We start from the raw sequence: 15002 nt of genomic DNA, 5'->3' as shown, positions 1-15002 counted from the left end.
AACGGCCGTCTTCACGTCACGGCACCCGGCTCAGCCGACGACCGATCGAACTCGCCCGACTCGAACACCGAGCGAGCGAGGTAAAAACACAAGCTGAGTCTCAGTGACGGTCCCGGGCTCTGACTGAGCGTTTGGTCCGGTGATTCGTATGAGGTCCCGCGTCTGGTTCCGCGCCAGTTCGGGGTGGCTTCGCCGGTGAGTCTGCGGGCCATGAGGTCGGAGATTTCAGTCACGGCAGCTGTAAGTCTTGATCGTTGAGGCGTCCGTGCAGGTCAGAGTGGGGGTGGCCGCGGACACGGAACGGCCACCGTGATCATTGACGTGTGTGAAGACAATCAAGAACCAGGTGGCCGCGGAGGCCACGATAGCCGAGCGGGTCTGGACGGCGGCGTTCGGGTCGCTGATGGCGGCGGTGGCCGTCTGCTTCCCGCGCCGGGACTCGCGGATGCTGGGCCGGGCGATGACGCAGGGCATGCTGATGGAACTGGAGCGGCGCAACTCTGCTGGACCCTCGCCCAGGCGCTCGGGCACGACGGGCCGCACCGCCTGCAGCACTTCCTCTCGCGCGGCGCCTGGAACCATGACCTGGCCCGCGACCGTCTCGCCGCCTGGGTCGCGGCCGAACTCGCCGACAACGAAGCCGTGTTGATCGTCGACGAGACGGGCGACGAGAAGTCCTCCACCGACTGCGTGGGAGCCTCCCATCAGTACTCCGGCGTCTTGGCGGGGTGGGCCTGTGCCAGGTCGCCGTCCACCTCACCTACGCCTCGCCGCGCGGTCACGCCCTGATCGACCGCGAGCTCCACCTGCCCGCCGCCTGGGCCGAAGACGAAGAGCGCAGGCTGCTGCGGCACGTGCCCGACGAGGTCACCTTCGCCACCGAGCCCCAGATGGCCGCAGCCATGCTGCACCGCGCCCGTCAACTCGGCCTTCCCGCCCGCTGGTTCACCGGCGACGAGGTCTACGGCAGCCTGGAGCTGCGCCGCACCGCCCGCACTCCGGGCTTCGACTACGCCCTGGCGGTCAAGGCCGACCATCGCGCGCGCACTGCCGCGGGCCGCTTCAGCGCCACCGAGCCGGCGGCGAAGGTGCCGGCCAGGGCCTGGATGCGACGACGTACGGGCAACGGCACCAAGGGCGACCGCCATTACGACTGGGCCCTGATCGACGTCCTGGCCGACGACGCCCCCGTGGACCGGGACGAGGCCGGACACGCGTTCCTCGTCGTGCGCCGCCACCGCTACACCCGCGAACTGTCCTTCTACCGCTGCCACTCCACCACCCCCGGTCAGCCTCGCGGTCCTCGTGAACATCATCTGCACCCGCTGGAAGACCGAGGAGGATTTCCAAGGCGCAAAGGGCCTGGCCGGACTCGACCAGGGCCAGGTGACCTGCTGGACCTCCTGGATGCGCTGGAGCCTGATCAGCCTGTTCGCCGCCGCCGTCCTCGCCGTCCCCCACGCTGCCACCCGCACCGTCGACGGAACCGAACACGGCCTTCAACTCGCCCCGGCCAGCGGCCGCGAACTCCTGGCCGTCCTGCGGATCACCGCACTCCCCGCGCCCCGCCGCGACCTCGAGCACGTCCTGCACTGGTCCGCCTGGCGCCGTCACCACCGGCACCAGGCCACTGAGGCCCACCGCCGATGGAACAACATCACCGCGGCGGCGACCACATGACCGGAGCCAGACGATCAAGACTTACAGCTGCCGTGTCAGTAGCGCACGAAATATTTCAGTGAGCTCACGGAGTGTGATTACTGTCCGCTGGGTGGTCGAGCCCACTCGATGGGGCTTGGTGGCGCCCGTGGGTGTGGCAGGTGTTCGAAGGCCTGGGTTACCGGTGTCGGTTCACCCAGTCGTCCAAGTGTCGTTGGAGGCGCACCGTCCACCGGCGTGTGGCAGTCCGGCGGGCAGCGCGTGCTTGTTCGGCGGCGATGTGCAGCCCGGTGATGTCCACCGGAGTGTGATCCCCGAGAGCGCGGAGCGGACCGTCATAGGGGCACCCGGGATCGCACCCCTCCAGGCGCTGGTCAACGGTTCCGGTCGTCAGGTGATACAGGTGGGCGCCGGTGTCGGCGATGCCGCTCGGCGCTGTGACCATGGTGAGGAACTGGTTGAGCTGCGCGGCGGCGGCGCTGGCAGAGAAGATGAAGACGTTCTCCTTCCGGCGCAGCGGATGATCGGCCGAGAGGCCCATGATGTAGGCGGGGTTGTCGAGCAGTCCGTCGCGTTCCACGGGAACGTGGGCGGGGTCGTACTGGCCCAGACATTCCATGCAGGGTCGGCCGGGTGCGGCGACGTGGGCGCGCCATTCGGCGCCTTTCAGGCGCCCGCCGCGGGCATTGACCGAGATGCCGCCGTCCACGACGGGGATGAGGCGCGCGTAGGCGAGGAGGTTGAGGGCCGCGCGGGGCCAGGGCCTGTCGACGCAGGAGAAGAGCAGGTCGCAGTCCGCGGCGGCGGCGAAGCCGTCCGGCTCCACGACGCTCGACTCGTGCGTCGCGACACGGATGTCCGCGGCGGTGGCGGATCGCCGGGCTGCACGTGCGGCGATGTCCACCTTGGCCCGGTGCAGCCGTACGTCGCGGTCGGTGGCATGGAGGAGTCGGTCGAGGTTGAGGTATTCGACGGTGTCGAAGTCGAAGAAGCTCAGGTTCTGGAGGCCGGTGCGGGCCAGGGCCTCGACGACGGGCATGCCGACCGAGCCGGTGCCGACGACTCCGATGTGGAGCCGTGCCAGGTCGTTCTGGGCTTCCTGTCCCCAGGCCGAGATGGTACGTACCTGCCGGTCCGTGGCCTTGGGCGGCGGGATGAGGGTGTCGTTGAAGGTGACCGTGAAACGGTCGCCGACGATCCGTACGTTCTCCGCCTCGGTCGGAACATAGGTGCGTGGCGCGTGCCGTTGCCAAACGCGGGCGCCGTATCCCGCGTCCCCACCGGCAAAGGTCATGCCGACCAGCGGCAGACCCGTGAGGGTGATGGTCTGGGCGGCGAAGGATGCCTCGGCCGCGTAGTCGATGTCGTTCAGACGCTGCCAGCGGCGGCCGCGGGGATGGGCGTGGATGAAGCCCAGTCCGCAGCCGTGCTCGGCGGCGATGCCGGCGGCCCGCAGGAAGTACTCGCTGGTGAAGTCGACGGTTCCGTGCACGATCCGCTCGCCGTCCTCGGGGAGGACGAGGCCGACGACCAGCGCGGTCGTACGGCGGGAGCCGGTACTCGGCCGCCACAGGACGAAAGTGCAGTCCTCCTGGCCGTCGGCGCGACGCAGATGGTCTGTGAGGTCCAGCGCGACGTTCGTCGTCATGGCGACCGAGAAACGGGTGATCATGCCGGGGGCTCCAGTTGCGAGAACAGGGTGCGCAGGTGCCGCAGGTAGCCCCGGACGGTGCGGTCGGCCGGCCAGTTGGAGGCCGGGCGGCTCCAGTACTCCCATTCCTCTGCGTCTGTCGTGAGCGGGGAAGGGTGTACGGCTCCGTGGGGGTGGTCCAGGCGCGGGCTGACGTGGGGGCCGGGAGGCGGGGACAACGGCCAGTCCTGTACGAGTGCCAGGCCGATCTTGACTGCCTCCCCGGCCCGCGGGCCGACCTCGATCGTGTAGTCGAAGACGGCGAACTCGCCGCGCTGGTCGACCATGTAGCCGGCCGAGGCCAGGCCCGCGAGCATGCCCGCGGGCCCGGCTTCTGGCAGGGTCGTGGTCACGAGGTCGGGGTGGGGCCGGTGAACACCGACACGAACGTCTCCCGTTCGTGCACGGTGATGTCCTTGTCGCCCTGGTCCTTGAACGACTCCCGGTGCCGGCCGTTGACCCGGACGAGATAGTGCGTGGCCGGGTCGATCCCGGCCAGCCGCAGGATCGCGTTCGGGGTGGTGTGCTGGGGCACACCCGAGACCGGCTCCTCGTCGACGACGATCGTCACCGTCTTGTGTGCGGCGCCCTCGTGCCGCGTGTCCGTCACGGTTATGACGGCCACCTCCTTCCCCGGCCCGTGAAGGGCCGGGATCGATGAGAGCGGGCTCGGTGCCCGCTCGGGGTTACTTGTGCTTCTTGGCCTTCGAGGCGGCCTGTTCGTTCACGGTCGTGGCCGGGTGGCGGCGCACCGTGGCTTGTTTCACGAAGCGGCCTGTGATCGCGCTCCGGCCGCGCTTGCCGCCGCCGGAACCACTGGAGGAACTGCGCTTGGTTGCCATGAAGCTACCTCACTTTGAGCGAACTAGGTCGCTGACCTGCTTAAATGCATCACAAGATCAAAAAAGAGATGCACCCAGCATGTCAATGCGATCCATCTTGACTCCGAGAGTAGCATTGAGGCGTCAGGTAAAGGCAAATATTTCTGGGGCTGCTGGTGGACATAGCCTTCGTTGACGCGGAGCTGGCCCGCGCCTGCAACAGCGACGCGGCACGCAGGGCCCACTTCGGGCCGGAGGCCGCCGTCGCGCTGCACAGGCGCCTGGGCGAGATGGCGGCCGCCGCGCACCTGGCCGACCTGCGTCATCTGGCCGCCGCCCGTCTGCGGTCCGGCCCGCCCGAGGACCGCTTCGCCCGGCTGGTCTCCCTCGGGGTGTACGGCGAGTTGCTGGTACACCCCCGGGACTCGCCGCCCGTCCTCGACCCGGACGGTCTGCTCGACGAACATTCCGTACGAGCCCTGATCGTCACCGCGATCACCATCAGCCGCTGACCACCGCCACCGCCCTCAGCCTCGCCGCCCTCAGAGAGGTCCTCGTGACGCCGCCCACTCAGTACGTCGCCTACGACCCCGACTCCGCCCGACCACCCGGCGAAACGCTTAAGGACCAGCTCGACGCGCTCGGTATCCCGCAGGCCGACCTGGCCCGGCGTACCGGCTTGTCGACCAAGCACATCAACCAGATCGTGCAGGGCACCGCGGTCCTCACCCCGGAGACTGCTCTGCTGCTTGAGCGCACCACGAGGATTCCGGCCTCCATGTGGAACCAGCTGGAGGCGGCCTGGCGCACCCACGTCACCCGTGACCAGGAACTCAAGCAGTTGAGCAAGCGCATCGACTGGCTGGAGAAGTTCTCGCTGCCCGAGCTCGTCAAACGCAGGATCCTGCCCACCAAGGACAAGACCGTCGAGAACCTCCAGCGCCTGCTGGAGTGGTTCGGCGTCGCCGACCCGGAGGTGGCCGAAGACCTGTGGCGCAGTTACCGGATGGCCTTCCGCCGCTCCACCGTCCTTGAGACGAACGACTACGCGACCGCGGTCTGGCTGCGCGAGGCAGAGCTAGAGGCTCGCGAGCTGCCCTGCGCACCGTTCGACCGAGTCGCGCTCACCGCGCTGCTGCCGCGCCTGCGCGCGCTGACCGTGGAGGAACCGGAGACCTGGCGCGGTCAGATCTCCGACTTGTGCGCCCAGGCCGGCGTGGCCGTCGTCTTCATTCCCGCACCGCCCCGTTCACACGTGTCCGGAGCCACCCGGTGGCTGGCGCCCGACAAGGTTGGGGTGGCCCTCAGCGACAGATTCAAGAAGGACGACCACTTCTGGTTCACCGTCTTCCACGAGATCGCTCACATTCTTCTCCATGGAAAGCGCCTGACCTTCCTGGACAACACTGACCCCAGGGACGAGCTGACCTCCGAGGGCGACCGGAGCGAGGATGAAGCGAACGCGTTCGCAGCAGAGACGCTGATCCCGCCGGAATACGCTGCCGCCTACCGTCGTCTTGCCGTGCGGCCGATGCCCTTCACCAGGATCGAGGCCTTCGCCCGGCAGGCCGGCATCGCCCCCGGAATCGTCGTGGGGCGCCTCCAGCACGACGGTGCGCTGGAGTGGACCCACGGCAACAAGTACAAGCGCACCGTCCAGATCATCCCCACTGACAACGACGTCTCGTGACAGAGTTCCCGGCCGGGCACCGGCTGCGCATCAACACAGGCTCTCCACAGTCCGCCGCGACCGGCGCGGGCCGTCCTCCGCTTCGGGGGCTGGGGCTGGGGCTGCGGCCTTGGCAGGACGCATGGCCGGAAGGCCACCGTCGAGCAACGCGGACGCACGGCGTCGTCAGCGGCCGCCGGTACGGTCGCTCCCTGGCAGGTGTCAGACGAGGGAGGGCCCGTGGACAAGAAACCGCGCCGGTACTACAGCAACGCCACGATCGCCGCGCTCATGACCTTAGCCCGTGGCGGGTGTTACTGGCCTGATTGCAACGTCCCCACCATCCGCATGATCAACGGCAAACCCAGGCTCAATCTGGAGATCGCCCACATCCGGGCCTTCGAGGAGGGCGGCAAGCGATACGACCCGACCCTGACGGTGAGGGAGCGCAACAACTTCGACAACCTCATCCTGCTGTGCAACCCGCACCACGAGGAGATCGACGGCCCCGACAGCGACCAGTACCCGGTGAACTTACTGGAGGGCTGGAAGGACGCTCGTGAGGCGCACGGCCTGGAAGCCCTGGCGGGACTGGGCGATCTCACCAAGTCCGAGCTCAGCGTGATGATCGCCGCAGCCCAGGGGCAACTCCTTGACCGTATCGGGCCCGCGCTGGACGAGTTCGGCAAGACTGCCCCAGAACTCGCCGGCCTGCTCCGGGCCGTCGTCAACGAACTGGCAGACCCGCGTGTCCACGGGTTCGGGATCTCCGAGGACGGGATCACGCAGCTGTACACGTCCGCGCGCACTTTCGCCAACCTGGAAGACAGCGCCAGCACGCTGGCAAACGCCGCGGACATCCTCAGGAACCTGGAGGACAGCGCCAACACTCTGGCCGGCGCGGCCGAGACCCTGAGGAACCTTGAGGACAACGCCGGCGTGCTCGCCGATGCGGCCGACTCCCTCGTGAACCTCGGGGACTGGTCGAAGTCGCTGTCCAAGGCCGCGGACAAGGCATTGAACGCCGCCGACATGATCAACCACATGCGCTGAGCCGGGGAGGACCCCACCGGCTCACTCGGGCCGTGGCCGCGCTCAGAGGCAGAGGAACGGGCAGAACGATCCGCGTCGGCCGCCCGCACCGCCGACGTACTGCACCGCCGCCGTACAGAGGAGGTACACGGCCTGCACATCTGCTCCCGCCCTCCACGCCAGGCAGTAATCTGAACGTGCAGGATCCACCTGTACGACGTGTCTCGTCCCTCAACCCCCGACAACCCCCGAGCAGATGATCACCTCACCTCACCTCGGTAAAGGAATGACCAAGCCGTTCTAACAGCGCAGGTCAGGAAGCGTTCTCTCCGCGCGAGCGGAGGTGTCCCGGAACTCGTGCCCGAAATCGACCGCCTCACCGAGTTCTCTCCGCGCGAGCGGAGGTGTCCCGGAGTTCCGCAGCGCGCTCGCGGTGGCGTGGGCGTCCTCTCCGCTCGAGCGGAGGTGTCCCGTCACCGTCCCAGCGGACAGCCGCGGGCCAGCGCTGGCCCGCCGCGCTCCAGCCCCTGCCGGGCCTTCGCCCGCCAGCCCCGTCCTGCAGGCGGCGGCGCGGGATGGCTCCGGGTCCCTCTGCTGTGGCGTCTCTCCAGGTGAACTTCTTCACCCGCCCGGGTGAGTGAAAGGCTGCCGGAAGTGCTGACGGTGTTGCCGGTGGCGGACCGGCGGCTCGCCGGCGCGCACGTCCCTCCCTGGAACCGGGTTTCCCGGCATGGAGGTCTTCGGCACGACACCGTGTCCGGCACGCGGCAACCGGGGTGCCGGGTGCTCGGGGGGTGCCGTGCACGCCGTCCGCGGCCTGCGGCCCCGCCCGCCTGCACCCTCCCGGACGCGTCCCTTCCCCGGTTCCTGCAGAGTGCGAGGACACCTGCCCTCCCGGCCGTCCGCCCGGCCAGTGGCCTGGCCAACGCCGCGTCGAAGCCGCAGTCCCGGGTCACTGCCGGGTGGCAGCCGTCCGTCTGTTCTCCCGGCCGGACCCTGCGGACGCGATTGTGTGTCACGGAGAGTCGACGGTGCCGGTCGGCGGCCTGCGGGCAGCAGGTGGTCTTCGTACCCGCTCCCTCAGGTCTGCGGCTCGGCCCCGGGCCAGGTCGCGTCGAACCAGTCCATGAACTGCAGGACTCCGCCGACGAGTTTGACCCGGTCGTGGATGGCCCTCTGGTCGTGTCCGGCGAGGAAGTCGCGTCCGGACGGGACCTCCTCCCCGCAGCCGCACGCGCAGTCCGTGTGGTCGAACGGCGAGTCGAAGTACTGCACCGGGTTCTGGCTCTTGCCGACCTGCGACTTGCTGCCCACGTACCTGTCGTAAACCGGATGGCCGGGCTTGAGGATCGCGCCGTGGATCGTGCGACGGCCGTCCGGGTCCGGACCCGAGATGTGGTCGATCTCCACGGCCAGGACGACGATATCCATGGCACTGAACACCGCGTACCGCTCCCGGTCCGCCCGCACTCCCAGCTTCCAGCGGCCCTTCGCCGCCTCGTAGACCTCCTCGTCGGACAGACCCGGGCGCCACCCCGCCGACGACTGCCCGTGCTCGTCCTCCGGCCACGTCCGGTAGACACCAAGCCCGATGTTGAGCATGTCCAACCCCCCATCCATGCCCCGAAGCCCTTCGCCCCGGGGCTATGAACATGACAGTAGAGCCTCACCCAGGCAAAGCGCGATCCTTGGATTATCAATATCGAGCAGAGGGTTGCTATAGATACTCTACGTCCAAAGATGTGAAGTATTCGGGTGCGGGTTGGAGGATGTCGGCCCGACCCGCCGCCGAAGAACCGCGCGGGCCACAGAGGCACTCCCCGTCTCCCTCCACCGCCCGGATGACACCGCCGGACGACGGCAGGCCCACACCCGTCCGCTGCGCGCCGGCCCGCGCCCGGGGCGCAAGCCGGAAACCGGCTCGCCGCGGGAAGAGGTGCCCGCGATGACCGGCAGACCCGGGCAGATGAGGACGCGGGACCGAGCCGCACGACGCAGGCCGGACCAGGGCAAGCGCCCAGGACCGCAGGCACCATCGGGCAGACGGCAGTCAAAGGCCCCCTCAGCACCACGGGAGGAAGGCTGCAGGCGCGGCACAGGGCCGGACACGGCACACGGCGTCGGGGCCGGGGTGGGAACCGGGAGGGGACCGCGCGGGCGGGAGGCACTGCGGATACAAGCCGGCGGGTGTGCAGGCTTGACGGGTCCTTCGTGCATGCGCTGCCGTACGCACGCGGCGTCTCCACGCGGCTCCAGCCGGGTTTCCTTCCGCCGGCCGTCCGAGGGTTCCCATCCCGTCCACCGCCCGTGTCTTCCGGTACCGGTCCGGGCGCTGAGCCCGCCTGTGGCGGGCTCAGCGCAAGCGGGGCGGCATCTGCCGTCACCGCGGTGAGTGTGCCGACCGCCGTGACGGGTGCTCACACCGCAGCAGCATGGCGTGCTTCAGCCGTGACCGGCACGATCCTCAGCGGCGGGAGTCGTCGCGGTGACCGCGCTCGCGGTCGTCCGCGTTCCGGCGGTCGTCCCCACCGCGACGGTCGTCCCCACCGCGGTGGTCGTCCCCGTCCCGGCGGCTTGCGCCGTCGCGGCGGTCGCGGCCCCAGGAGGCGTCGTCGACGAACCGGTCGCTGTCGTTGCGCAGGGTGGCGGTGTCGGCGTCGTTGTTCCACACGTAGGTGCGGCGGTCCTGATAGACGTCCGTGTCGGTGTCGCGGCCCCGTCCGGTGTGGACACGGACCGTGGAGCGCCCGTCCAGACGGAAGCCGTCGAAGGTGAAGACGTGGTCGTCCTCGTCCGACAACGTCCAGTCGTCCAGACTGACGCTCCGACGGCCGGTGTTGGTGATGTCGACCCACTCCCGGTTCAGGCTCCGGTTGGAGCGGTCGTCACGGCCCGGGGAGTCGTACTGCACAGCGCTGATGACCACCCGCGAGCGCGCGGCACGGTCCGGGCCGTGGTCGGCGGCCGACGCCGGCAACGCCACCGCCCCCACGCAGGCGGCCGCCACCGCCGCGGCAGCGGTCAGACGACGGACGGTCACAGAGGAAACGGACACAAGGTCCCCCTTCGTGGTGCACAACATCCCGGCAGCCGTGCGTGAAACTGCAGGTCACCGGTGATGTGTGGTGCGATTCGGCGGCCGGTCGGCCGCACACCCACACCATCCCTCCACAGGACCGGAACCATGCGACATCCGCCCTGCTGTTACACATTGTCCATATTCACGTGACTCTTAGATGTAATAGTCAGCAATCGGCGAGTAACACTGAATTGACGTTTCATCACCTTCGTCCGCCGCCCGGCGACAGGAAACCGATGCCCTCGCGCCACCCCCCGCACCACCCCCCGCACCACCCCACCGCACATCCCGCCATCACCCACAAGTGAGTAACAGCCACCCGCTCACACCCGATGCCCCGCGCACGGCACAGCCGACGCCGGAGACGCCCCGCGTTCGCGGGATTCAGCCTGCCCCCGCACAGACCCGGGCAGACGCCGGCCGGGTACGAGCACGGCGGGGGTTTCGCCGGAACCACCCCTGACACCAAAGCCGCCCTGGAACGCCCCGCAAACCGTGCCGACGCGACGTGAGGACACCGACCACGGCAACCCCGAAACCGGCCACGGCGACCACAGCGACCATGCTTGTCCAAGGTGGCCGACCGGGGAGCCAACAGGCCACGGGGCCGGTGACGGTCAGCGACTTGGTTCGCGCTCGTCATCCATCTTGTTCGGCGGTTCCCGCGACGGCCGGACCGAGATCGGTGGGGAGGTGGCGCACTGCCAGGGCGACGGCTTCCTCGGCCGTGGCGGCCTCGCCGAGAACGTCATCGGAGAGCGGATGCCTCTTCACACGGAATGGGCTGCCACTGTGTGACGGGACGATGGCCACCCCAACACCTGGTGTCCCGCATCGCCTGGACCGTTCGCCTCCACCGTCGGGGACGATTCCCCGGGGTTGAGCTTCCGGACCTCCTCATGGCGTTCTCCGTACAAATGCCGATCCCCGGCTGCCAGAAGGTCCCGCCGCGCAAGCCTGAATTTCCAGCAGTCCGTGCACAGCCCTGGGCCGTACGCCGATCACGGCGTCCCTTCATCGGCTGCCAGGATTCCGGCACGCGGGGCGGGCGGTCCCAGAGCAGCGGGGAACGTTCTCGGCAGGCTCTCCGGCGTGGAGGTCCGCGGCCGGTGGATCCGCGGCGACGCCGTCGGCCGGGCACGCCACCAGGTGCTGCTCGGCGTCCTGAAAGAGCGAGTGGGAGTGGACGACAGGGCCCGGCGTCTGCAGTCCTCTCAGGCGGCTGACCGGCTCGACTTTCACCTCGAAGGGCGCCTGCTCACCGTCGTACTCCCGGTCGGCAGCCCGCCGCCGAGCTGGGACCGGATCCAATCGGAACTGATGGAGCAGAACGGATCACAGGCCACCTGAGCCGGCCGGGGCACAGGCCGGCCTGTGCTGTCCGGGCCATGCGGCCGCGCGGGGCCCAGCGCATCCGCCGATCGGGCTTCCCCTCCGGTGCCACGGCGCTGGAGACGGGACCGACAGGAAGGAAACACCCCACAGGCGTGTAGACCGGCGCTCGCGGTGGGCTGGGCGTGTCACTCTCACGGGCCGGGAAGGTCTCCCACCGGGCCGCCGCGCAGGTCCCGCGGCCGTACGGGCAGCAGGCCGCTGACGGCCGCGCGCCGTGGCTCCAGTGCTTGCAGCACCAGATCGTGCCAGTCGGTCGCCGCCAGCCAGTGCTTGTCCGCGAGGTGCGCGCCCCAGTGCAGCAGTCCGGTCCAGGTCCTGATCCGCTCGACCGCGATGGCGTAGCAGAAGCGGGGTGGTTCACCGCAGATGTGGTGGCGGACCGTCCAGGCGGCGCAGCGGTGCCCGGGGGTGCGGGGGAAGACGGCGAGCGGGTCCGTGCCGACGCGCTCGCGCCAGGTCCGTACGAGGCGGTCGGCGTGGGCCGTGTCGACGGCGAGGGCACCCTCGCCGTCCTCGACCGGCTGCAGGCACACGTCGCAGACGGCCATCAAGTCGTAGGGTGCAGAAGTCAATTGGGGCTCCCGTCGATGGGTCTCACGGTGCGTAGGGTCGCGCGCGGGGGCGTCGTCCCGGCGGGTGGTCATGGAAGCGCCGGGTGCCCGCAGCTCACCCCTGCGCGATCAGGGGCAGGTCGAGGACGCGAACGGGCTGGCCGGTGCACCGGTCGGGGGAGGTGGTGGCGATGATCGCGTCGTCGGGGTGCTCGGGGTGGGCTGGGCGGTGTATTGGGCATGTGGCTGCCCCGTCGGCAGCCAGAACGGTTGCGGCCGAAGGGGCTGCGAAGCAGACAGCTCAGCCTCGGTGACGGCCTGGGCGGTGGGCGGTGCGTCAGAGGGTGCCGAGCAACGCGCTCACCAGCAGCGTGTCGGCGGTGCGCGGCCCGTCGGTGGTGACGGGCAGTACCTGGGTGGTGATGTCGGTGAACCCGGCCTCGTCGAGGAGCTTGGTCCACACGTGCTCCTGGAGCACCCAGCGGCGCATGGTGGCCATCTCGCCGTCCGGTGTTTTCGCCGGGACGTCGGCGGGCACCGCGTCGGGCTGGGCGGGCGCCCTGTTCAGGTAGTGGGCGAGGGTGGCGAAGACCAGTCGGCCGCCAGGTTTGAGGGCTGCTGCCGCTGCCGGCAGGAGTTCGCGCGGGTCGGTGAAGTCCGGGGCGCCGAAGACGCTGTAGAGCACGTCGTAGGTGCCGGTCGTCGTGTGCAGGTGCGACACCGCGTCGGCCTGCACGATGTGCAGGCGCGGCGCGAGGTGGGCGTACAGGCTGTTTGCCATGGCGTGCTGGGCCGGTGAGGCGTCGATGGCGGTGACCTGGGCGGGCCGGTGGTGGGCTGCGAGGTGGGCGGCGTGCCGGGCTGTTCCGGCTCCGAGGTCGCCCACGCGGCGGCCGGTCAGATCGCCCAGGATCTCCGGGCCGGGTCCGGCGTCCTGTCCCCAGTTCCAGTGGAAGGCGGCGGGAACGGTGTGGTCACGGGCGGCGCGGGCGCGGCCGTAGTGGTGCCAGAGGTCTGCGGTGCTGGTGGTCACCCGGCCCATCCTGGCGGCCGCACCCGGGTGGTGGGCGGGTTCGCCGAAATCTCACCCGGGCGTGCCGGGGTACCCGGCCGTGAGGTCGGGCACCCCGGGGAGTCGGTGTTGCGGGGTGGTCAGTGCGAGTCGTTGCCGGGGTGGCAGGGGCCGCAGTCGGCGGCGTCCTGCCACAGCGGCAGGTCGGCCTCCCAGCCGTCGGCGGCGATGATGTGGGCCGTCTTCAGTACGGAGCCGTCGTTCTTCGTGGCGACCTTCGGCACGTGGTGCAGGAAGTGCCCGCCGTTGAACTTCTCGCACAGTTCGGCGTAGGCCACGGTGTCCAGGATGATCGTGTGGACGCCGATGTCGACGAGCCTGCTGGGCGCGAGCCCGAGGCCCTCGCCGCGGTGGTTCATCGCGGTCAGCAGGTACGCGTACCCCTGGCCGAGGACCCGCGCGGCCATGACCGAGTCGTAGGGGTGGTCGCGCATGAGGAGCCCGACCTGCTTGTCCCACAGGGCGGCCGGCACGGCGTCCCGGGCGGTGCGGACCGGGCCGGTCGTCGGGTCTGCGGACGGCGGGGAGGTAAAGGCGGCGGGTGCCATGGGGTGCCTCCGACGGGTGGTGCCCCGCGGTTCGGGGCGGTACGCCCAGGACACCGCACCATCCGGCTGATGGATGATCAACTGCCTTTCTCTGCAAGGGATTTGCACATGGTGCAAGCGGTGTCGACTGCGGTGGCGGACGGCCGTACGGTGGAGGACCCCCGGTCTGTGCGGTGTGGGAGGGACGCGTGCCCGTTGACCCGCTGTGGAACACCCCGAAGGCACGCGAGCTGGCCGCACGGCGGCGTCCCGGCGCGCTGATCCGTCTCGGCCGTAAGCAGCGTGCCTGGACGCTCGCCGCTCTCGGGGACCGGCTCGGCTGCTCACCTGCGACCCTGTCCCGGCTGGAGCGCAGCAGCAGGGTCGTCGACCTGGCCCTGGTGCACCGTGCGGCGCTCGAAGTCGGCGTTCCGCGACACGTCTTGGTGAGTTCCCTCGCGCCACCTGCCCCGGCACCACCGGCGGCCACTACAGTGACGGCCAGTCATACCGAGGAGGACCGGATGCGCCGCCGTACGCTGCTCACCGCCACGGCGGCCGCGGGACCCGCCGCGCTGCTGACGGGACTGGACCAAGCTCTGGCCAATACTCCCGCACCGACCGGCAGCGGGCCGCTGGACGGCCGGCTGGCTGCCGCACGCGAGCTGTACGACAAGGGCGCACACGCACGCCTGCTCGCCGCCTTGCCGGGGCTGATCGCCGACGGGCACGCCGCTGCCTCCTGCCGCCGGGAACTCGATCAGGCGCGGCTGTCTTCGGTGTACAGCCTGGCCGCTGCCGTGCTGAGCAAGCTCGGCTCCTACGAGCAGGCCCGGCTCACCGCGGACCGCGCCCGCACCTGGGCGGAAGTGTCCGGCTCCCCGCTCGCGACGGCGGCCGCCGCCCGGGAACTCGCCATCGTCCTGCGCCACCAAGACCGAACCCGGGAGGCGCAGCACCTGATGCAGGCGGCGGCCTCGCGTGTGGAGGCGACCGGCCTGACCAGCGAGGCGGCGGCGTCCGCGTACGCGCAGATGCTGTGCACCCTGGCCTACACCGCCGCCCGCGGCGGACAGCGCACCGAGGCCCTGGCGATGACCGAGGAAGCCCGCCGCGCCGCCCGCCGCCTGCCCCAAACCCCTGCCCCGGGCCGGCTGTTTCCCATCAGCCCGGCCGCTGTAGACCTCTACGCGGTCGGCGTCCACTGGGCCCTCGGCGACGCCGGCGCCGCCCTGGAAGCCGGGAAGGACCTGCGGCCTGCCCAGTTCCCGACCGCCGAGCGCAGGGCCCGCCTGGGCACCGACATGGCCCGGGCCTGGTGGGCGTGGCAGCGGCCCGAGCAGACCGCCCGCGCCCTGCTGGACGCCCACCGGGCCAGCCCCGGAGAAGTCCGCGACCGGCCCGCGATCCGCCGCATCGTCACCGAACTCGCCGAACAGCACCCGCACACCAGCGGCGTCCGCGCACTGCACACCGCCGTCACGGCGCAGGCAGGCTGAGGCGCATG

At 70.1% G+C, this 15002-nt stretch carries 16 protein-coding genes and 1 pseudogene; 7 read left to right on the top strand and 10 right to left on the bottom strand.

Annotation, left to right across the window (positions count from 1 at the left end; all coding sequences use genetic code 11):
* Positions 1 to 309 precede the first annotated feature (309 nt).
* Both ABZ862_RS34790 and ABZ862_RS34785 read left to right on the top strand, forming a co-directional pair.
* Positions 310 to 1028 (top strand): annotated as a pseudogene (locus tag ABZ862_RS34790) (transposase); the annotation flags it as partial.
* 277 nt (positions 1029 to 1305) lie between these two features.
* Positions 1306 to 1680 carry a hypothetical protein gene (locus ABZ862_RS34785; protein WP_360967340.1) on the top strand — a complete coding sequence of 125 codons (375 nt, stop codon included), beginning with the start codon at positions 1306 to 1308 and terminating at the stop codon, positions 1678 to 1680.
* Between the two features lie 157 nt (positions 1681 to 1837).
* Here ABZ862_RS34785 and ABZ862_RS34780 read toward each other — a convergent pair whose 3' ends face one another.
* From ABZ862_RS34780 to ABZ862_RS34765, 4 genes are all read right to left on the bottom strand, one after another.
* A complete protein-coding gene (locus tag ABZ862_RS34780) occupies positions 1838 to 3331 on the bottom strand; it encodes a ThiF family adenylyltransferase (protein ID WP_360967335.1) in 1494 nt (497 codons plus the stop codon).
* Positions 3328 to 3702 (bottom strand): hypothetical protein, encoded by a 375-nt coding sequence (locus ABZ862_RS34775; RefSeq protein WP_360967333.1) that lies wholly within the window; start codon positions 3700 to 3702, stop codon positions 3328 to 3330. The genes ABZ862_RS34780 and ABZ862_RS34775 overlap by 4 nt, the downstream gene beginning before the upstream one ends.
* Positions 3699 to 3959 (bottom strand): hypothetical protein, encoded by a 261-nt coding sequence (locus ABZ862_RS34770; RefSeq protein WP_360967330.1) that lies wholly within the window; start codon positions 3957 to 3959, stop codon positions 3699 to 3701. The genes ABZ862_RS34775 and ABZ862_RS34770 overlap by 4 nt, the downstream gene beginning before the upstream one ends.
* A 76-nt stretch (positions 3960 to 4035) precedes the next feature.
* Entirely contained in the window at positions 4036 to 4191 is a 156-nt protein-coding gene (locus ABZ862_RS34765) for a hypothetical protein (RefSeq protein WP_360967327.1), read from the bottom strand.
* Positions 4192 to 4346: 155 nt separating this feature from the next.
* Here ABZ862_RS34765 and ABZ862_RS34760 point away from each other — a divergent pair, with 155 nt between their 5' ends.
* The 3 genes from ABZ862_RS34760 to ABZ862_RS34750 all read left to right on the top strand — a co-directional run bounded on the left by ABZ862_RS34760 (position 4347) and on the right by ABZ862_RS34750 (position 6892).
* Entirely contained in the window at positions 4347 to 4682 is a 336-nt protein-coding gene (locus tag ABZ862_RS34760) for a hypothetical protein (RefSeq protein ID WP_360967324.1), read from the top strand.
* A gap of 44 nt (positions 4683 to 4726) precedes the next feature.
* Positions 4727 to 5860, top strand: coding sequence for an ImmA/IrrE family metallo-endopeptidase (locus ABZ862_RS34755; RefSeq protein ID WP_360967321.1), 1134 nt, complete (start codon positions 4727 to 4729; stop codon positions 5858 to 5860).
* A 219-nt stretch (positions 5861 to 6079) separates the two neighbouring features.
* Complete coding sequence (locus tag ABZ862_RS34750) at positions 6080 to 6892, top strand: HNH endonuclease signature motif containing protein (RefSeq protein WP_360967318.1); 813 nt, start codon at positions 6080 to 6082, stop codon at positions 6890 to 6892.
* 1059 nt (positions 6893 to 7951) lie between these two features.
* Here the strand turns inward: ABZ862_RS34750 and ABZ862_RS34745 are convergent.
* The 3 genes from ABZ862_RS34745 to ABZ862_RS34735 form a co-directional block, all read right to left on the bottom strand.
* Entirely contained in the window at positions 7952 to 8473 is a 522-nt protein-coding gene (locus ABZ862_RS34745; protein WP_360967315.1) for a hypothetical protein, read from the bottom strand.
* Positions 8474 to 9335: 862 nt separating this feature from the next.
* Complete coding sequence (locus ABZ862_RS34740; RefSeq protein ID WP_360967312.1) at positions 9336 to 9953, bottom strand: lamin tail domain-containing protein; 618 nt, start codon at positions 9951 to 9953, stop codon at positions 9336 to 9338.
* A 636-nt stretch (positions 9954 to 10589) separates the two neighbouring features.
* Positions 10590 to 10763, bottom strand: coding sequence for a DUF6193 family natural product biosynthesis protein (locus ABZ862_RS34735; protein ID WP_360967309.1), 174 nt, complete (start codon positions 10761 to 10763; stop codon positions 10590 to 10592).
* A gap of 279 nt (positions 10764 to 11042) precedes the next feature.
* On the opposite strand from ABZ862_RS34735, the gene ABZ862_RS34730 reads away from it, so the two are divergent.
* A complete protein-coding gene (locus ABZ862_RS34730) occupies positions 11043 to 11300 on the top strand; it encodes a hypothetical protein (RefSeq protein ID WP_360967307.1) in 258 nt (85 codons plus the stop codon).
* A 176-nt stretch (positions 11301 to 11476) separates the two neighbouring features.
* Here the strand turns inward: ABZ862_RS34730 and ABZ862_RS34725 are convergent, their stop codons facing one another.
* The 3 genes from ABZ862_RS34725 to ABZ862_RS34715 form a co-directional block, all read right to left on the bottom strand.
* Complete coding sequence (locus tag ABZ862_RS34725; RefSeq protein ID WP_360967305.1) at positions 11477 to 11917, bottom strand: hypothetical protein; 441 nt, start codon at positions 11915 to 11917, stop codon at positions 11477 to 11479.
* 316 nt (positions 11918 to 12233) lie between these two features.
* Positions 12234 to 12929 (bottom strand): class I SAM-dependent methyltransferase, encoded by a 696-nt coding sequence (locus ABZ862_RS34720; RefSeq protein ID WP_360967303.1) that lies wholly within the window; start codon positions 12927 to 12929, stop codon positions 12234 to 12236.
* A 119-nt stretch (positions 12930 to 13048) separates the two neighbouring features.
* The gene (locus ABZ862_RS34715; protein ID WP_360967300.1) at positions 13049 to 13516 is read right to left on the bottom strand and encodes a hypothetical protein; all 468 of its coding nucleotides are present in this window, start codon (positions 13514 to 13516) and stop codon (positions 13049 to 13051) included.
* Positions 13517 to 13704: 188 nt separating this feature from the next.
* Here ABZ862_RS34715 and ABZ862_RS34710 point away from each other — a divergent pair, with 188 nt between their 5' ends.
* On the top strand, positions 13705 to 14994 hold the full coding sequence (locus ABZ862_RS34710) for a helix-turn-helix transcriptional regulator (protein WP_360967298.1): 1290 nt from the start codon (positions 13705 to 13707) through the stop codon (positions 14992 to 14994).
* The last annotated feature ends 8 nt before the right edge of the window (positions 14995 to 15002 follow it).

It is taken from the genome of Streptomyces sp. NPDC047000, from assembly GCF_040644295.1.
Lineage (GTDB): Bacteria > Actinomycetota > Actinomycetes > Streptomycetales > Streptomycetaceae > Streptomyces.
The sequence above is the reverse complement of the archived record's forward strand: the minus strand, read 5'-3'. Positions and strand labels throughout refer to the sequence as shown.

What these genes read in the sequence shown, in the direction of transcription:
- ABZ862_RS34780 (WP_360967335.1), bottom strand. Translation starts at nt 3,331, where the DNA reads ATGATCACCCGTTTCTCGGTCGCCATGACGACGAACGTCGCGCTGGAC.
- ABZ862_RS34765 (WP_360967327.1), bottom strand. Translation starts at nt 4,191, where the DNA reads ATGGCAACCAAGCGCAGTTCCTCCAGTGGTTCCGGCGGCGGCAAGCGC.
- ABZ862_RS34745 (WP_360967315.1), bottom strand. Translation starts at nt 8,473, where the DNA reads ATGCTCAACATCGGGCTTGGTGTCTACCGGACGTGGCCGGAGGACGAG.
- ABZ862_RS34740 (WP_360967312.1), bottom strand. Translation starts at nt 9,953, where the DNA reads ATGTTGTGCACCACGAAGGGGGACCTTGTGTCCGTTTCCTCTGTGACC.
- ABZ862_RS34715 (WP_360967300.1), bottom strand. Translation starts at nt 13,516, where the DNA reads ATGGCACCCGCCGCCTTTACCTCCCCGCCGTCCGCAGACCCGACGACC.